The organism is Flavobacterium sp. UBA4854, from assembly GCF_002399805.1.
Classification (GTDB): domain Bacteria; phylum Bacteroidota; class Bacteroidia; order Flavobacteriales; family Flavobacteriaceae; genus Flavobacterium; species Flavobacterium ginsengisoli.
In genome coordinates this window covers 1-19952 of the sequence record NZ_DHEI01000025.1, presented here as the reverse complement: position 1 = coordinate 19952, position 19952 = coordinate 1, and the positions used below count along the sequence as shown (strand labels likewise).

At 36.2% G+C, this 19952-nt stretch carries 10 protein-coding genes; all 10 read right to left on the bottom strand.

The window, feature by feature from the left end; translation table 11 throughout:
* Positions 1-22: 22 nt before the first annotated feature.
* The 10 genes from B3J44_RS02750 to B3J44_RS02705 all read right to left on the bottom strand — a co-directional run bounded on the left by B3J44_RS02750 (position 23) and on the right by B3J44_RS02705 (position 19651).
* Positions 23-2473 carry a glycoside hydrolase family 95 protein gene (locus B3J44_RS02750; protein WP_286965634.1) on the bottom strand — a complete coding sequence of 817 codons (2451 nt, stop codon included), beginning with the start codon at positions 2471-2473 and terminating at the stop codon, positions 23-25.
* A 275-nt stretch (positions 2474-2748) separates the two neighbouring features.
* A complete protein-coding gene (locus tag B3J44_RS02745) occupies positions 2749-4167 on the bottom strand; it encodes an acetylxylan esterase (protein WP_286965632.1) in 1419 nt (472 codons plus the stop codon).
* Between the two features lie 219 nt (positions 4168-4386).
* On the bottom strand, positions 4387-7158 hold the full coding sequence (locus tag B3J44_RS02740) for a glycoside hydrolase family 78 protein (RefSeq protein ID WP_286965630.1): 2772 nt from the start codon (positions 7156-7158) through the stop codon (positions 4387-4389).
* Between the two features lie 148 nt (positions 7159-7306).
* The gene (locus tag B3J44_RS02735) at positions 7307-9169 is read right to left on the bottom strand and encodes a six-hairpin glycosidase (RefSeq protein ID WP_286965628.1); all 1863 of its coding nucleotides are present in this window, start codon (positions 9167-9169) and stop codon (positions 7307-7309) included.
* A gap of 182 nt (positions 9170-9351) precedes the next feature.
* Positions 9352-10269, bottom strand: a complete 918-nt coding sequence (locus tag B3J44_RS02730) for a glycoside hydrolase family 43 protein (RefSeq protein WP_286965626.1) — start codon at positions 10267-10269, stop codon at positions 9352-9354.
* A gap of 61 nt (positions 10270-10330) precedes the next feature.
* Complete coding sequence (locus tag B3J44_RS02725; protein ID WP_286965624.1) at positions 10331-11899, bottom strand: glycoside hydrolase family 28 protein; 1569 nt, start codon at positions 11897-11899, stop codon at positions 10331-10333.
* 300 nt (positions 11900-12199) lie between these two features.
* Entirely contained in the window at positions 12200-13603 is a 1404-nt protein-coding gene (locus tag B3J44_RS02720; protein ID WP_286965623.1) for a glycoside hydrolase family 140 protein, read from the bottom strand.
* 169 nt (positions 13604-13772) lie between these two features.
* A complete protein-coding gene (locus B3J44_RS02715) occupies positions 13773-16925 on the bottom strand; it encodes a DUF6298 domain-containing protein (protein ID WP_286965622.1) in 3153 nt (1050 codons plus the stop codon).
* Between the two features lie 274 nt (positions 16926-17199).
* A complete protein-coding gene (locus B3J44_RS02710) occupies positions 17200-18906 on the bottom strand; it encodes a polysaccharide lyase (RefSeq protein ID WP_286965620.1) in 1707 nt (568 codons plus the stop codon).
* A gap of 55 nt (positions 18907-18961) precedes the next feature.
* Positions 18962-19651, bottom strand: coding sequence for a DUF3826 domain-containing protein (locus tag B3J44_RS02705; RefSeq protein WP_286965617.1), 690 nt, complete (start codon positions 19649-19651; stop codon positions 18962-18964).
* Between the last annotated feature and the right edge of the window lie 301 nt (positions 19652-19952).

Genomic DNA, 19952 nt, shown 5'->3' with positions numbered 1-19952 from the left:
GACAAACTAGACTTATAATATATTAATTCCCAGTAAAAGTATACGTCTGCCCTGCTTTCATATTCACATCATAAATATTGTAATTTGGCAATTGTACTTTAGGCAATTTTGCTTCTTTAGAAATAATAGGTTTCTTCAGTTCTAGATCATAAAACAGAGGATTTGTATTTTTCCCTTTTGCTTTTTTGATTGAAGAACCGCTCAAACTATTTTCAACTTTTAAGCGACAGTTTCCACCAATTTTCGAATAGATTTTTAAAGTCGAAACTTTATTGTTTTTCCAAGTCATATCGATTACAAAACCACCTCTTGCCACTAAACCTTTTATGCTTCCGTCTTTCCAGACAGCTGGTAAAGCAGGCAATAACTGAATCGCATCTTCCTGACTTTGCATCAGCATTTCAGCAAAACCAGCAGTACATCCAAAGTTCCCATCAATTTGAAAAGGCTGATGTGCATCTAACATATTCGGATACGTTCCTCCACCTTTTCTTTGGTCAGCTGTTACCAAATGCAATTGATCCTGAATCAATTTATAAGCATGATTTCCGTCTAATAATCTCGCCCACAAATTCACTTTCCAACCCATTGACCAACCTGTAGATTCGTCCGTTCTGTAAATCAACGATTGTTTAGCCGCTTCAAATAATTCTGGTGTTTTGATTGGCGAAATCTGATTACTCGGATATAAACCATACAAATGCGAAACGTGTCTGTGATTATCTTTCGGATTGTCCCAGTCGTCTTGCCATTCTTGTAATTGATTATGTTTTCCAATTTTCATTGGAGGCATTTTTGCCAAAGCATCACTAACTTTTTTTACATAAATAGCATCTGGAGAAACCAATGCAGAAGCTTCCATAACGTGCGTAAACAAATCAAAAATCAGCTGATTATCCATTGTTGTTCCTGATGCAATTGTTGCTTTTCCTGTTCCGCCAGCATGCGTATTTTCCGGAGAACTTGAAGGCACTACAACCAAATATCCTGTGTTTGGATCTACAACCATGAAATCCAAAAAGAAATCAGCAGCACCTTTCATAATCGGATAAATCTCTGCCAAATACTTTTTATCTCCGGTATATAAATATCTTTCCCATAAATCCTGACAAACCCAAGCACCGCCAGTTGGCCACATTCCCGAAGCAGCTGAATCTACTGGGGCAGTAACGCGCCAAATATCAGTATTATGATGCAAAACCCATCCGCTGGCATTGTACATCATTCTTGCCGTTTCTGCACCAGTTACACTTAATTCTTTTGCCATTTGCACAAACGGTTCGTGCATCTCTTGAAGATTCGTTACTTGCGCTGGCCAGTAATTCATTTCGGCATTAATGTTTGTTGTGTATTTACTATCCCAAGGCGGTGTAACCATATCGTTCCAAATTCCTTGTAAATTCGCTGGCTGTCCGCCCGGCTGAGAACTTGAAATTAAAAGATAACGTCCAAACTGGAAATATAAAGCGGCCAGCTGCGGATCGAATTGTTTCGAGAAATCTCTAATTCTTTCGTTTGTTGGTTTCTTAATCAGATCATTCGAACCTAAATCCAAAGAAACTCTGTTGAAGAATTTTTGGTAATAATCAACATGTGCTTTCTTTATGGTTTCAAAATCTTTTGTTTCCGCTTTTGCTAAATAATCTTTGCTTTCTGCAATTTCATCTCCTGAAATATCCTGATAGTTTTTGAAGTTCGTAGCAATCGAAATGTATAAAGTTACTTCATCAGCTTTATTGATACTTAAAACTCCGTTGCTGACGTCGATTTCGCCACCTTTATTTTTAGCCGTAAGTCTTCCTTGAAATTTTACTTTTCCTTTTACGTTTTCAAAATTCGTTCCTGTTCCAGAAAGTATAATCTGGTTTCCTTCTGTCGAAGCAACCGTCTTATCAATCGGACTGTTCATAAAAACATTACAAGTAATCTGTCCTGGCTGACTCGCAGAAAGTTTCACCACAATAACCTGATCTGAAAATGCAGTTAGAATTTCTCTTGTAAATTCAACGCCGTTTACTTTGTATTTTACTTTCGCTGTAGCGTTACTGATATCTAAATCACGATAATAGTCAGTATATTTTTGATGTCCGTTGAATGAAATATAAACGCTTCCAAAAGTCTGATACGGCATTCCGTCATTGGTTTGCGACATGATATCTTTCGTAGCCAAATCTTGGGCTTCGTCAAATTTTCCGTCAAAAATAAGCTGTCTTACTTTTGGCAAAGCTTCGATTGATTTTGAATGCGCATTACTGTTTGGAGAACCTGCCCAAATGGTTTCTTCGTTCAATTGCAAACGCTCTACTGCTGGATCGCCAAAAACCATGGCACCCAAACGTCCATTACCTAAAGGCAAAGCTTCGTTCCAGATTGCAGCTGGTTTATCGTACCATAATTTCAGGTCGTTTTGCGCTGTTGCAGCAAACGAAAAAATTCCAAAACAGATTGCAGTAATTTTAAATTTTAACTTCATAGTTTATTTTTTTCTTGCCACGAATTACACGAATTGGCACCAATTTCTTTTTTTAATTTTTAATTCAATTTCTCTAATTTATCTTGCCACTCCCGATAGCCATCGGGATAAAGGATTTCCACTGATTAAAAATCTGCTAGATCTGCTATCCCGAGCGTGAAAAAATTTTACTCTCGCAGATTTAGCAGATTAGAGAGATTAAAAATCCTTTTAATCTGTGTAATCTGTGGCAAAAAATAATTCTTGCCAATTCGTGAAATTTGTGGCAAACTCTATTACTTCTTAACCTCGTAAACCTTCAGATTTTTTTCTCCGAACATTTCATATAATTTGTTGATGTCTTTTAGAGCATTTTTCGGCAGTTTTTCTCCTTTATCTCCAAAAACAAACAGCTTTTCTTTTGGTTCAATTACACAAGTCGATTCGTCTATTTCGCCTTTGCCATTCTTTACTTTATTCAAATCTAAGTTTAAATATTTCGCCATAAACGGATACAAAGCCATACGTTTCGAGATTCCGAAATCGTGTCCTTCTTTTGCAAAATGTGCATTTTCGACTAAATCTTTTTTACCGTATAATTCATAAGTTCTTTGAATGAACGGAAATTCCAATTCAGGAACCGCCAATGTCCAATCTTTTCCATCCGAAACAATCAATTGCGGTTTTGGAGCCATCATGGCTGAGATTTCGGCATTGTTTGTTCCGTTTCCACATAAGTGAATTCCACGTCCGCTTTCGCATGGGCATCCTCCAGAGAAGTGAGACGAAACCATTACAACCGGAGCCGAAACTTTTATTCTGTCATCAATTGCCGCTAAAAACATCGTGTGTGATCCTCCGCCGGAACCTCCTGTAACGCCAACTCTTGTCATATCAGCATTTTTAACCGTTGCTAAATAATCCAATAAACGAATTCCGGTTAAAACCTGAACTGTAGATGCAATGCTGTTTCTGTGCGTTTCTTCAGGAAACTGTAATAACGATTCACCCCAAGCAAATAAATCATAACCCACGACAATTGCTCCCATTTTAGCCATCATCGCACAACGGTATTGCTCGTCTTTTCTGTATCTTCCATCGCCAAAATGTCCGTCAGGAGTTAGAATAACAGCTGCTTTTTTATTTAGCGGATACGGTTTATAAATTGAACCAGTCGCATAAACCCCTGGCAAAATTTCCAAAGCAATATTTTCAACACTGTAGTCTTTGTAGATTCTCTTTGGAGTTAAAAGTGGCTTAGATTTAGGTGTAGGGGGCGCCTTGTCCAAACCAAATGATTCAATCATACAAGCTTTTAACTCCGTTTTGCGTTTTTCCCATTCTTCTTTTGTCGAGTAAAGGCTTTCTAAGTAAAACAAGCGTTCTTTTCCTTTATCGACTGAAACTTTATGGTTTTCATATTTACGAATGATATACGTTCCATCCGGCTGTTTGAAATACATCAATTCGAATGGAGCCAAAATATTGGTCAGCGAAAGTGGCAGATTTCCGGGTTCAATTCTCCAATCGGCATAATCCAGTTCTTTTCCTTTTAATAAACCTCTATCATCGTTGATCGTTACTTTAAAAAGCGTTTCGATTTTCTTTAAAGTTTCTGATACTGGTTTTCTAAAATTGGTATCAGAAGTGCTCTGCGCATTGGCAAATGTCAAAGCGAAAATGGAAACTAAGATGATGTATTTTAAATTTTTCATTTTGATATTCAATACATTTTTTGAATTGCCTCCTGCTTTAGCTGGAGGAAAATAAATTGTTTTTTTTAATTGACTTTAGCCGAACTTAATTATTTGGCTAAAGCCCTGTGACCTCTCTTATTTTAAACCTACAGCTAAAGCTGGAGGCAATTGATTTTTTCTACTTTTTCGAGTTTAGTTACAATTCATAACTCATAACTCATAACTCGTAACTCATAATTACAATTGACATTCTATTGTATAAATTCCTGATCCAAGTTCCAGCGTTGGTTTTTTATCTTTTTCATTAAAACCTGCTCTAACCTTTTTATCATCAATTTTTATTTCAGAATTCTTAGAAACAGGCAGTTTAATTGTCGCTGTTGTATTCACAGGAATCTGAACATTCAAGATAAATTTACCGTCTTTTTTCTCCCAAGAAGAAGCAATTTTCCCATAAACCGATTGATAATCCGCTTTCGCGAAAGTCATATCGCCAACCACTTCCGGCTGAATGAAGAAATGTTTGAAACCTGGTTTTTCAGGATCAGACATAATTCCGGCTAGACTTTGGTAAAACCATTCTTCAATTTGTCCTAACATAAAATGATTCCACGAATTTCCCTTTCTCGGATCCCATTGTTCCGTTAAAGTGGTCAAGCCAAATTTAATCTGAAAACCATAACCCGGCGCATCATAATGATTGTGCATTCTATACATCGTTTCGTTTTCTCCATTTCTTGCTAAAGTCTGGAATAAGTAACGATTTCCAACATCTCCCGTTGTCAAACGATCTCCTTTTGCTGCGATGTCAGCTAATAAATTTTGCATTACAGCTTCTTTGTACTGCGGTTCTACGATATTCATAAAAATTGGAACCGAATTACTAAACTGACTGTTCGTTCCGTATTGTTTGGTTTCTTCGTTAAAAAATGCCGCATTGAAAGCCGTTTTAATCTCAGAAGCCAATGTATTATATTTCTCAAAATCTTCAGTTTTTCCTAATAATTTTGATGCTTTTGCTACTAAATAAGCTCCATAATAATAGTGCGAAGTCGCAGAAAGCGCAATCGGACTATTTTTAGAATATCCTGCTGGATGCGTTCCGTAATCGTACCAATCGCCTAAACCGTGAGAAACAATGTGATTTGTCGCTTTTGTTTCCAGATAATCAACGTACTTTTTCATGATTGGGAAATATTTCTCTAATAAAGAAGGGTCTCCATAATATTCGTAATACATCCAAGGCAAAATTACGCCCGTAACACCCCATTCTGGAGAATCGGTAAAATCGCCACCGAAAATCACATATTCTGGAACAATCGTCGGAATTAAACCGTTGTCTCTTTGTGAATCAGAAATGTTCTGCATTGTTGCGGGAAGAAAGGTCTGAAGATTATAATTGAACATCAAACCTGGACCATTCAACTGAATTTCTTCTAACCAGCCTAATTTTTCACGTTGTGGACAATCGGTAAAAACACTTTGGAAATTACTTTTTATCGAGTTGTTAATCAGCTCATGTGTTTTATTGAAAATTTCATTCGAACACGCAAAACTTCCTGCTTCACCAGCCGAATTGTAAATGAAATTCGACTTTAAATCTACTAAAGTTGGAAATTCAGCATTTTTAGCATCTTTATAATTGATATTTTCAATTTGAACATATTGATAACCGTAGAAACTGAATTTTGGCGTCCATTCTTCAACTCCATCACCTTTTAAAGTATAATCGTAATAATAAGGTTTTCCAGATCTTCCCTGCGCGATTGTACCTTCTTCATTTAATCCTTCCGCAACCCAAACACGAATCGATTGCCCTCTTTTTCCTTTTACTTTGATTGTTGGAAATCCAGAAAGATTTTGCCCCATATCAAAAACATAGAAATTAGGTTTCAACTCTTTTACCGTTTTGACCTCGTATTGTTTTTGAATTGTAACTGGCGGTGCATTCTGCGGCCTTAAAACTCCTTTTGGCGCTTCTTGAATCACAACTTTTTTCCAATCTCTATCTTTGAAACCTTTTTTATTCCAGTCCTTTTGTTCTAGGTTCGAATTGTAATCTTCTCCACCAAAAATACTATTATAAGTAATCGGACTTTTGCTGTATTTCCAAGTTCCGTCTGACTTTACAATCTCTTCTGAACCATCATTGTATTTGATTTTCATTTTGAAAAATAAAGTCGGCGGACCAAAACTCACAAAAAACTTCGTATATCTTTCAGCCAAAGTATTATACATTCCATTTCCTAATAGAACGCCAATTACGTTATCGCCTTTTTGAAAATCTTTTGCACTTAATTCATAAACATTGTAATTAACCGTTTTATCATAATCTGTCCAAAGGGGCGCAAATTGGCTGTTTCCCACTTTTTTTCCGTTGATAGTTAATTCATAATGACCTAAACCTGAAATGTAAACAACGGCTTCTTTGACTGCTTTTTCTACTTCAAAAGGTTTACGAAGCATGATACTTCTTCGTGCCAACGAATCGGAAGCATTGATAAAAGAGTTCTTTTTTTCTCTGTTGAAAGTCGCTGTATGATACGTTCTTCCTTCTGGCAAATGGCTATCTGCTTTTGTAATCGCACCAATCCAAGTTGGATTTAAATCGGATTCTAATGGAGCGGTTCTGAAAGAGGCACTTCTACTCCATTTTGAAACTTTTCCCGCTTGGTTCCAAACTTTCACTTTCCAGAAATATTTGGTTTCGTTTTTTAATGGTTTTCCATTATAAACAATATGCAGGTTTTTGTCGGTATTTACTCTTCCGCTGTTCCAAATATCTCCATCGTCCATTTTTAGTTTTTCTTCCGAAGAAGCTACTAAAATCAAATAAGCGACTTGTGATGCATCAGATTCTTTTGAAACTAATTGCCAGCTTAATTTCGGCTGATTCTCCACAACTGCTAATGGATTTTCTGCCATTTCTGTTGTTAGGCGTACAGGAAGAACTTGTCCATTTGAAATGAACGTGACTAAAAGGAATACTATAATTTTAAAATGCTTCATTTATTATTGTTGAGATTAGCACGCGGATGACGCAGATTTACTTCGTAAAGACGCGGATAAAACGGATTTTTTCTGTCTAAAAATATAAAATCTGTGCAAATCTGCGTCTTCGCGATAGCGAATCAGTTTCATCCGCGTTCCATAATTTTTACAACTTTTTAGTTATCAACGACTCGATATTGAATACTGCTTCCGGAATTAATTTTCCGGTTTGAGGCAGATCGTCGTAATCGTCTGTATCTGGCGCTGTGTCAGGATCTGGCGAATGTCTTTGTTCTCCTGTGCGGAACATAATTCGCTCAAAACCATCTGTTGGCGCGTAAAATATCTTTGCTGCTTCCTTTCCGTCGTTTACTTTTATAGTGTATTGACGGTTTTTAGCATCTAATTTAACTGTGATTTTATACGCTTTGTTTGCTTCGTATTTTGTAACCGAACTCAAACGCGCACCATTTTTGACCTTTAATTCTCCATCCGAATCAAAAATCAATCTTACCGATGGTAAACCTTGTTTGTTTTGGAATTCAATCTGCAATAAACCATGATTATTTTGCTCTGGCATTACAGTAAAAACAGCTTCCATTTTTGCTGCGAAAGGAATCACTCTTTCGGCGCGAGAATAATCAAAATAATCCTGATCTCTCAACGTCAACCATTTTTTACCATCGGCTTTCTTTTCGATTTTTGTGGATGCCCAAGAAAGATCGTAGGTATTCCAAAGTTTCAATTCTTCTCCGTTTGGAAGAGTATTGAAAACATCATTTACATTTTCTGTCACAACCGAAGTTACCGGAACAGGAATAGATGCTACCCAAATATCTTCTTTATTCATGCTGTAACCCACCCAAATTTTTCCGTCTGGAGGAGTTCCATCGCCTTCTGTGATTCCGCGCACGTATTGAGGTCCCGCAGATTTGTAGTTTCCGCCGTAACGCATCGGACTAACTTCTCCGTGAACTAATAATAAATCTTTATAGTTCAATCCGTCATCACTTGTCGAAATTGCCAAAGGCCAACGGTATTCTGACGGATTATAAAGCGTTGCATAACGATTGTCTGACGTTTTTTGTCCCCAGATTTTAGCATTGCTATTTACAAAACCTGGTGCACGCAAAGGCATATAATCCCACGATTTTCCTCCGTCTCTACTGATCGAAGTTAAAGCGTGTTTCCATAAACCTACTACATTTCCGTTTGGTAAATGATAATAACTAAAAGCTTTATACGGTTTCTGTAACGGAATCAATTCGTCATCGCGATCGGCTTCTTCTACCCATTGCTGTAACATTAACGGATTCGATAAAATTTCTTCGCAAGCTTTTTTGAATCCTTTGTCTTTTGAAGTTGTATAAAATGGGAATTTTGATTTCGATTTGTCCCAAGTTTTATTGTATCTGATGAAATAGATTTCGCCAAAACTTCCGTCTTTTTTAATTTCACGAATGACACGTCCAATTCCTTTCCCGTCATTTGGATCGTCTTTTTCATCCATTGCGATTCCGTAATAAGCTAAAGCAAAAAACCGCTTGTCTTTTGAAGTATAAAAACCCATTCTTTGGTGCATAATGGCATCCAAATCTTTGGCAACGCCTTCTACGCCTTCTTTTTTCCATCCATCAGGAATTCTATAAATTGGGAAAATCACTTTTGGTTTTATCCACGTTACACCATCTTTAGAAGTCATTAATAAAGTCTGGCTTGGCGGAATATGTTCTCCAGAAGGATCGCTTAAATAATGCAGATAAAAAGTATTATTCCAATACGCCATCATCGGCTGGTGATTGTATGTCCAGCCAAAACCATCCGCCTTTTCAGGATGTTCACGGCTTGCACGCATAATTTGTGTAGTGTGAACTCCAACTGCTGGACTTAACTGTCCGTGATGGTAATCGATGTTGGAAAGTGTTTTGCCAACATAACGAACTGTGTCGTTTTGGGCATTTACAGCTGTTGCAACCAAAAGAATTGTGGCTGTAATTATATTGGTTTTTATGTTTTGGAAAGCAATCATTTTTTATTTTTTTTGCCACAGATTGCACAGATTTAAAAGATTATTTTTTATCTGCTTGATCTGCAAAATCTGCGAGAGTAATTTTTTTTCTCGCAGATTTTGCAGATTACGCAGATTTATTTTTCTGATTATTAAATACTATAAAAATCATTTTAATCTGTGCAATCTGCGGCCTTTTCTTTTTATTTTCTATCAATTAATCCTTTTAAAACTTCGCTTGAAATTGTTGTAATCGTTCCATGTTTGTGTCCTTCGGGAAGGCTTATTTTTGATGATACATCTTCAAAATGAACAAAATCTGTTGTGCTTAACGCTTTATAATTTTTTGAACCGTAATTATCATAATACAACAACCAGTTTTTACCGACTTTCACTACTGTCGGGCCTTCTGATAAATATTCCGTTAAAGGTTCTGAGCTTTTTTCAAACGGACCTAAAGGCGATTTTCCGAAAGCTACTTTTATATTTCGCATTGGTCTTGTGTTGTCTTTTAAAACCAAAACATAATCTTTTTTGCCTTTTTTGACAATCACACAATCAATTACGCTGAAACCTGGATCGTAATATAATTTTGTATCTGAAAAAGTTTTAAAATCCTTAGTCGTTACATAATACATTCTGTGGTTGTTTTTCTCTTCTTCCACTCCTTTTTCAAATCGAAACGGAATTGTCGATGCCCATATAATTATGTATTCTTTTTTTACATCATCATAAAAGATCTCTGGTGCCCAAACGTTTACCACTTCTGGCTCGTTCTTCATTACCGGAATATATTGCTGTTCCGACCAATGAATCAGGTCTTTTGAACTGGCGTAACCAAAACCATTTCCGCCTTTCCAATCGGTTGTCCACACCATGTGATAGGTTCCGTCTGCTCCTTTTGTAATTGACGGATCACGCATGATTTTACTGGCTCCGATTTCTGGTTTTAAAAATGATCCTTGTAAACCTTTCCAGTTGTATCCGTCTTCGCTGTATGCCAAATATAAACCTTCTGTTGCGGGTTCTCTAAACGACGTAAAAAGATATAAATCTTTCTTTTTCTGCGAATAACTAATCGCAAAAAGTGAAAGGGTTAGTATGATGAATATTTTTTTCATATTGCATTGTGTTTAAACTTTGTCAAAGTTTGAAACTTTGACAAAGTTGGCTCACCAGTTTTTATTCTGTAATTGCTTTTTTATCTAAAGAAGCTCCTTTTTTGATTTTCGTTGTAACATTGTTTAAAACATTGTTTTTCAAGAAAATGTTTTTAGTGTCTTTCCCATCCGCCTCGATAAAAATATCGGTTGGATTGAATGGAAAATTATTATTGATCAACACATTTGAAACATTATCTAATTTGATAACGGGAACTCCTTTTATTGCCGTTGAAGATCCAACATTGTCTAAAATAATATTTTTTGAATCTGATATTTTGAATGAAGAACCTGCTGTTGCGTTTACTTTTACATCATGAAATTCAACATCTGTTACTGTGCTTACCGTAAATCCTTCTTTTCCATCCATATTAATGTTTGAAAAAGTGATGTTATGAATTGGCATTTCGGTAATTCCCAAAATCTGTCCAGCTTTGTTTACGTTTGAAGCCGTGATATTACTCATGTGAATGTTTCTGAAAATTGGTGTTTTCTCTGTGACAGGTTCAACTGTAGTTCCCTTATCGTAAAAAAGACTTAAAACGATGGCTTCCTCTTTGATGTTTTTCATAACAATATTATCGACGCGAATATCTTCTACCACTCCGCCTCTTCCACGTGCCGATTTGATACGGATTCCGCGATCTGTTCCGTCAAAAACACAATTTGAAATGGTGATTTTTTTGATTCCGCCTGACATTTCGCTTCCAATAACTACTCCGCCATGACCGCTTAGCATAGTGCAGTTTGTGATGGTTACATTTTCTGTTGCTTTCCCATATTTACGTCCGTCGCCGTCTCTTCCTGATTTGATTGTGATACAATCGTCTCCAACACTGATATGGCAGTTTGAAATACGAACATTGGTGCAAGAAGAAGGATTAATTCCGTCTGTATTTGGCGAATGCGGATTAAAAATTGAAATCCCTGTAACGGTTACATTATCACAAAATTCTGGATTGATTGTCCAAAATGGTGAATTTTGAAAGGTTACGCCTTCAATTAAAATATTTTTGCAATTGTAAGCCTGAAAGAAAGATGGTCTAAAGAATTTTTTATCAACCGTTCTTTTATAATACGGTTCTGTGTAAAGTCCTTTGTTCTGCTCTTCCCACATGGTTTGGTATTTTGTTGGAGGAAGCGGTTCTTTGGCTGTTTCAATTCGGTATACTTCATTCCACCACGCTTTTCCTTGTCCGTCGATTACACCTCTTCCTGTGATTGTGATGTTTTCTACGTCTTTTGCGTAAAATAAGGGTTGAAAACTTTTCATTACAATTCCTTCGTAACGCATTTCCACGTAAGGCAAGAAATCATCGAAGTTTTCTGAAAACTTTAAAAGCGCTCCAGAATCTAAGTGAATTGTGATGTTGCTTTTTAATGTTAAAGCTCCTGTTAAGTATTCTCCCGCAGGAAAAAAGATAGTTCCTCCGCCGTTTTTGGATGCTTTTTCGATAGCATTCTGAATGGCTTGAGTACATTTTATTCCTTTGTTGTTTCCGCCTTCGTTTAAGATGTTTAGCCAGCCGTCGTTTGCGAAAGTGGTGTTCAATCCTGTTATAAAGCAGAGTATTATTAGTATGTTTTTCATAGTTGTGTTTTTGGTTTCACGCAGATTTTGCAGATTTTGGCAGATCAACGCAGATTTATATTTTAAAAAATCTGCAGAATATGCTTAAATCATTTTAAATCTGCGTGAAATATTTTATTCTCATTTTTTGTCATTTCGACGAAGGAGAAATCTTCGTTAGTGGCTCCGCATGCTTGAGCAACTTTGTAGAGTTTCTTGCGAAGATTTCTCCTTCGTCGAAATGACAAGATTGTGGATAATTGGTGATTACTTACTTACAAATTGCATTTCACTAATTACTTTTTACTTTTCACTAATTACTTAAATAGACTTCAAAATCAAAACCCAGTCATTGCCATCATCCTTTTTGCCTTCTGGTTGAAAATTTTGAGTTCCTTTATTATCAAATGTTCCGATTTTAGTTTTCTTTCCATTTCTGGGATTATACCAAGTTGCTTCGAATTTATCGCCAGCAATTTTTCCTAGTTTTACTTCTATTATTCTTCCGTTGTAAGTGTATAATAAAGCATATTTTTCTCCTTTTATGGCTGGAATATAATCGTATTTTTCTCCTTGGTTAACCACTAATGAAACATCTGGAACTCCTTCTAAAAACGGAAACTCTTCCATTAATTTCTTAATATAAATCATTTGTTTTGCTCCAGGCGCATTGATGGCTGATGTCCATAATTCTTTATTTCCGTAAGCTGGTTTGTCGCCTTTTCTGAACATTTGCATTACGGCGTTGTGTCCGTAGGTATAACCTGCTCCGCCTGATAAAACCGACCAATATCCGTAACGGCGAACGTCGTTTGCTGTCCATTTTGGCTGTAAAGTGTCGTGTAAACCGTGTGGAATTCCTTCGTATGATGGTTCTCCATCAAGTGTTGGTTTTGTTGGTTTTAATTCGAAATCTCTAAGAACGAATTTGTAATTGTCTTCTTTAAAATTCGCTTTTATTGAATCCTGATCGTATCTTCTGTGTCCAGATTGGAACATATTGAAATCCAGCCATTTTTCATTATGGAAATTCTCTGAAGAATCGGTTCTTCCAAACGGATGAAAAGTCACTAACTGATTTGGATTGTTAGTTTTTAAAGTATTTCCGATGGCATTCCAGATATCTTGAAATTCATTTCCGTGCGTGTCTCCACCGTTTAACCAAATTACGTTGGTTCTGTTTTTATATCTATTAGCTAAGAACTGAGCATATTCAGTTGCCTGCTCTTTGCTTACTTTATTTCCTTTTGAAACGTTTGTTCCCCAAACTGGAACCATTGCAACGTAAATTCCGTTTTTTTGAGCTACGTCTAACGTATAATCCACATGATCCCAATAATCGTATTGTTTTGGGTCTTTGAAATCATCTCCTGCCGTAATCAAGGGTTTTGAAACGTCTTCGTTGATTAAAGCGGCATCGCCATATACGTTGACAGCATTTATATTATGCAAAACCATTACCTGAACGACATTGAATCCTTTGTCTTTTCTGTCTTTAAAGTATTTATCAACTCCTGCTCTGTCCAATTTTCCGAATGCCAGCCAGCCTGTGTCGCCTAACCAGAAAAATGGTTTTTCGTTTTCGGTCACAAAATAATGCTGATTTTTAGATACTTTGATTTCAGGCAATGATGCTTTTGTTTTGGCAGATTGCGAAAATCCGCTTTGTGCTGCAAACATAAAGCTTATACTAAGAGCGTATAAAGATTTAATTTTCAGATTCATTTTGGTTTGTTTTTGAATTGTGTTTTATTTTTTTGCCACAGATTTCACTGATTTAATGGATTTTCCAAGCTTTGTCTTTATATTTTTTCCCGCAGATTTCACAGATTAGGCAGATTTTACTTTTAATCCTTTTAATCTGTGAATCCCGATAGCTATCGGGAGTGGCTAACTATTTTTTCACTACAAAAAGCACTTTTTCTTTTATTTCAGCTTGTGGAATTGTGACTTGTTTTCCTCCGCTGATGTTGGCTTTTTTCGTTATATTTCCTGTTGTTGCATTGATGGCAAATACTTCAAATGTTCCTTTTTCGTTTGATAAATCGATTGTGATGTCTTGGTCGTTTTTCAAGTAAAAAAGATAGCTTTTTCCTTTATTTTCTAACTTCCAAAGATTGTCTGAAAACGTATTTCCGTCAACTAATTTCATTTCGCTTAAAGCGGCATAAAACTGAGGCAATTCAATTTTCGGAATATTTGGCAATGAAGCTCCAGCCATTAAAGCCGGCCATCCGAATCTTGAAGAACCATCTGTTGAATACAAAATGACTTTTTCAGGATATTTTTCTCTGTATTCACGAACGGCACGATAAACCTGATTATCCGTTTCTTTTCCAGTTTTTAATTTTCTGGCGTGCTGTCTTGGTGCTAAATTGACACCTCCTTGCGGTGCGTAAGCCGAACCATCTTCTTTGTAATACCAATAACGAATATCAATTACATCAACTGTTTTAATTCTTTTTGCATCGTTTAGGATTGCATCCTGAACATCTTTCGTTGCACTTAAAGCAATCAAACCTTTTTTACCCGTTTCGTCTTTCCATTTTTGGGCTTCGTCCAACCAGAATTCCATAAAATGAAGCGGACCCGTATATTCTGCACTTGTTAGCTGAATAACATTGCTGTTATCTTGAAAGTTTTCGAAAGATTTTCTAATAAATCCTTGGTGTAATTTTCTTCTTTCGGCATTCGTAATATCATAAAACTGCTCCGCCATAAAAATACGTTTGTCTCCTGCGTAAGGCGGCGGTTCTGGGAATCCTGTGCTGTTGATATTATTTGCTGAACGCCAAGGTGAACTTGCCCAATGCGCTCCTGCCTCTAAAATGTTATGCTGAAAATATTGCTGATTGATTAACAATTGTCCGTTTGGTTCTGCCAATGTTGCAAACTGCGCTAAACGACTCCAATACCAATCGTTGAATTTTGTTAAATCATATTTACTAAGATGATCCCAAGCAAAATCTTTTCCGCTTCTGGCGAAAGGCTGTTCGTAAAACGGGGGCCAAACATCGTCATCAATTCGACGAACACGTTCATGATCGTCCATTCTTCTGTCGTACCATAAACCGTAATTGTGCTCTAAGGCAACGATATTGTTTCTAGTTAAATAATCTACCGTTTCCTGTACTTTATCTGTCAATCCGTTTCCTGTTCTTCCTGGAACAAAACGAGTGATATGCGGTGTTGATTTATTAACGAAATCATCACTTAAATCACCTCTCCACCAAGCTACATTGGTTTGTTTTCCTGCAATTACTTTTCCTTCAAAAGTTAACCAGCCATTTTCTGTAGTTACTTTAGAAGTTGATTTTTCTGTTTTATTTGACGCAACTTTTAAATCGTTTGCATTTTTTAAACCTTTGCTGTCTGTATTAATCGGATTTGCTTTTGAAGCTTCTACAATCAATTCTTGTAAACTTTTTGCTGTTGTAGCAGAGTTTTTAGTCAATTCTGCAGCAACTTCTATACTCGGACTTGAAGAAGCTTCAGAACCTAAATCATAGATAAAAGGCTGAACTGGTAGTTTTCCTAATCTGGCTTCTAGTTGTGTGTAGAATAAACTTCTTGGACTGATATGTTCGTTTACGTTTTTCCAATGTCCGTTTCCTCCAAACTGTCCCCAAACTCCAAAAGCCCAGTTTTGAGCTGTTGGCGGACTATAACATTCTACTTTTGAAGCTGAAGATTCCCAGATTACAGAATTTGCTGCTGTCCATCCAGCTCCTCTTCCGCCTTGTTCTCTATTGTTATAACTAAGTTCTTTTCCGTCGATATTAGCGATGTCAAATAAAACTCCAGTTGCCCAACTTCCAATTGCTCCGCTGTTACTGTAAGGAAGATGGGATTCGCACTGAACAAAAGCATTTGGACCCGTTGTTCCAAATCCTCCCACAGCAAAATCATGATATCCAAATTCTGAATAACAACGTTGAAAAAGTGCCTGCTGACCTTCTGTGTAAAAAGTATGTCTTCTAAATGAAGCAATTTCTGAAACTGGTTCAGTTACAATACAATCTTCAACTGTAATTTGCTGACTTGTTTTTAAAATCGTAATAGCTCCGCCTGCAAAATGTTTAAAATTCACTTGTTTTACCCAAGCATTTCTAGTGTTTTCGATACTAATTGCCTGCCATCTGTGTTCTTCGTCTTTTAAATTTGAAGGATTAAAAGTCGATTTAATCAAGATATTTTCAACTCCTGCATTTTCAACTCTTCCCGGCCATGAATAAACGGTTACTTTTGAAACTCCGAAAACATCATCTAACGACATTGTAATTGGAGCATTCAAAGTAACTTCATTTCCGTTAACTTTAGTTACAACTCTATTCCAAGTCATATCCCAAGCGCCTTTTTTCCATCCAATCCAAGAAGTTTCTCCGCCAAAATCCTGCATATTTACTTCTTTAATGAAATTATCAGTCAAGGGTTTGCTGATTTCAATTTCATCAGAAACTTTCAATTTTGAAGCATTTTTTAATTGGATTTTCTGCATTCCAAGTGGTGTGTAAGCGTTTGCTAATTCAAATGAATCTTTATAAGCTTTATCGTTTACGCCTAAAATTCTAATTAGAGCTTCTCTTTCTAATCCGGTTCCTAAAAGTACAGTTCCGTTTTCGGTATTACCGCTTCCTCTTAGAACAACACCCGATTTTCGGACGTATAATGTTCCGCTGATTTTGAAAGTTCCTTTGTCTAACAAAACGGCTCCACGAAATCCTGATTTATCTGGTTTTAATGCACTGACATAATCAATTGCATTTTGGATTTTCTGCGTTGCATCTTCTTCTTGTTTCGAAACAAAAATTTTGTTGTCCAGATTCGGAATTGCTACTTCAGAGTTTCTGTACCCTGCAAAAGAAAAATCAGGAATTTGGTTTCCTTGATTATCTGTTGTGAAAGAAAGTTTTCCTTCTTTGGTTTTGGTGATATCTGGGAAATTGTTTTGGGCTGTGATGTTTATACTGAAAAGCATCGCCAAACCAGACAAAACTATTTTATCTTTTTGAAGGGAGATTGTATTTATAAATTGGATAAAATTCACCTTATTATTTTTTTGACTTTAAAATTAAACCATATGAGTAATATAAGCTCATATAATTTTTAGATTTGTCTTTCTCCACAATTTTGTCATTTCGACGAAGGAGAAATCGCACTAGAAACTTCACTCTGAAAATCGCCAATCTTTGTCGAATTACTTGTGTGATTTCTCCTTCGTCGAAATGACAAACTAGATGGATATTCTTTTCGTAATTAAACCTGACAGGTTTTTAAAACCTGTCAGGTTGGTTTTGAGAATATTTAACTAATTAAAATCATTATTGTAATAAAGACTTTAATTTCGCCAATGTATCTGTATTATTTTCCGTTTTCGTCCAATCAATTTTACTGTTTGGATCGATTCCGTTAAAATATTTCTCGATGTTGGTGTAACCGTCTCCGTTTGCATCTCTATTAGCATCTGAAGCATCGTTTGGATTTAAACCATATTTTTTCTCCCAAGCATCTGGAATTCCGTCATTATCTGAATCTTTATAGGCTTTTCCTTTGTAAGTTGGATAGCCACCAACTTGATCTGGATGCGTTATGATTCCTTTTTTATAAGAATCGGCAGGTAATCTTCTTTTGATATATTCTTTTCCGATTGAATTTTCTAAACCGTCTTTTACTTCAATTTTTCCAGTTTTAACCTGCTTGATAATTCTTTCGTCAACAGCATCTCTTTTCGGAATTGTTGCTCCAACATTCGTCAAAACAAAATCGTAAGCTTCTTCTGCCGACATGATATTGAATTTTGGCATTGAAAAAGGTTTTGGCTGTTTAATTGCTGCTAAAAATTCTTTTGTTTCCGCTTCTGGAAGGTTTTCTAATTGTACTCCTCCATTCCAGTTGTCTGCCGTTACTTCAGGAGAACCAACAATAAAGTTTCCTGAAACATACGCTCTTCCGTATTGTTTTGGTTCAATATATCCAGATTCAGGTTTTACAATTCTATGTGAAATAGGCTCGTTTACAGGAGTTATTGGTCCTGGTTTGAAATAGTTGTTGATGATATTTAACATCGAACGATAATCACCTCCATCAAGAGTACGATTCCACCAATTGAATACTACGTTATTCACAAAATTAAAGTCGCCATACATTCCGATTGAAGCATTTCTAGAAATGTTGTCGGCCCATAAGTTGCGCATAAAAGTACTATTTAATCCGCCGATTGTACTTCCGAAAGCATGATTATAAGTGTCTAAACCTTCTGATGAAATAGTGTTTTGAATCGTGATATTACAAGCTGGTAATTTCTCCAGTTTTGATTTTGCATTAGCTGCAAATTGATGTCTATACAAAGAAATATTTTCGTCTAATCCCCAACTTACAGAGCAGTGATCTACAATGATATTTCCCATTGGATTTCCTCCAAGCGCATCGTCTCTTCTCGTTACTTCGGTTGCTCCACGACGGAAACGCATATGGCGAATAATAACGTCGTGTGTATCAATTTCTAAAGTTTCTCCTGCAATGCATATCCCATCACCTGGAGCGGTTTGTCCAGCAATGGTTACGTAAGGCGCACGCATGCTGATTCTTTTTTTCAGTTGAATGATTCCCGAAACGTTGAAAACAATTGTTCTCGCTCCAACTGCTTCGCAGGCTTCACGGAAAGTTCCTTTTCCGCTGTCTTCTAAACTCGTAACTACAAATATTTTTCCGCCACGTCCGCCTTGTGTAAATGCTCCACCGCCTTCAGCACCTGGAAAAGCAGGAATGTCAGCAAAAACAAAATCTTTTGGATACGAAGCCCAAGGTAAATAAGGTTTTCCTTGTTTTGCTTCTTCTTTGATTATATAAAGATTAGCATTCCAAATTTCGCTCAGCCTTTTTTCTTCATCAGCTAAAATAGCATCGGCTTTTTCTTGAACGGGTTTTGGAATTACGGGATATTGAGCATACGCCGATGATACAAGAGAACAAAATGACAATGCCATAAATGTTCTTTTTAAAGTATGGTTTGGAAAAATATTTTGCATTGAATTGTGTGTGGTTGTAGTTAATAGTTGTAATAGAAAGTTTTAAAAGAGAAAATTATTCTTTTGCAGTCGAATCTTTTACTTTATTCTTTTCTCTTTGTTCAACACGTTCGTGCCAATCTTTACTTTCTTTATTTAAATCATATCCTTGTTTTGATAAATAGTTGTTGATTCTTCCTTTGTATTTACCAAACCAGCCGTGTTTTTCTTTAGATGAACCTCCGTCCATTGCGTGTTCTCTTGCTTCAACTAAAGCTTTGTAGATGTAATCTTTTTGTTCTGCCGTTAAGTTTGGAAGCATATCGTTGTAACCTGCAACTGTAATTGGAAGCACGCCATAAGTCATTCCGTCTTTAACTTCAGTAATTTTATCTTCTGATAATTCTTTACTTAATTTTTTAAGATAAGATTTATGCAGTTTTGCAATTGACTTGTCTGCATTTGCTTTCAACTTGTCAATTTTCTCGTTTTGTTTTTCTTTAGCTAAAGAAGTGTCTTCTTTTACTTTTTTGATTTCAGCATCTCTTCCGTCCTGAATTTCTGTTAAATCTCTGAATTGCTGCGCTATAATATTCGAAACTGCTTTTTCTTTTGCTTCGTTTTTCAAATCTAATTTGGTAACGATTTTCGCAGCTCTTTCGTTAGTAACTTTTACATATTCAGGATCTAAATGCTGTTGCGCACTTAAAGTTGAAAATGCGAAAACCAGCGATAACAAGCCTGCGTTTATTTTATTTAGTGCCATTGCTTTTCTTTTTTAGTGAAGTTTTAAACTCGGTTAAAAGGCCAACGGCCTTTAAGCAACATAATAGGATAAAATCCTATGAATTACAAATCATATAGCAAAGCCCTGAAAGGGCGCAAGCCTTTGTCTATATTTCATTAATTGCTTTCGCCCTTTCAGGGCTTTTTCGCTTCCATTCTATTGTCAAAGGACGTTGTCCTTTGTTGTTGCTTTGAGCCTTTCAGGCTCTTTTCAAAAACATTCTTGTTTACTCTGAAACAAGAATGTTTTCAAAAATTATTTCTTATTTTAAATCTAATAA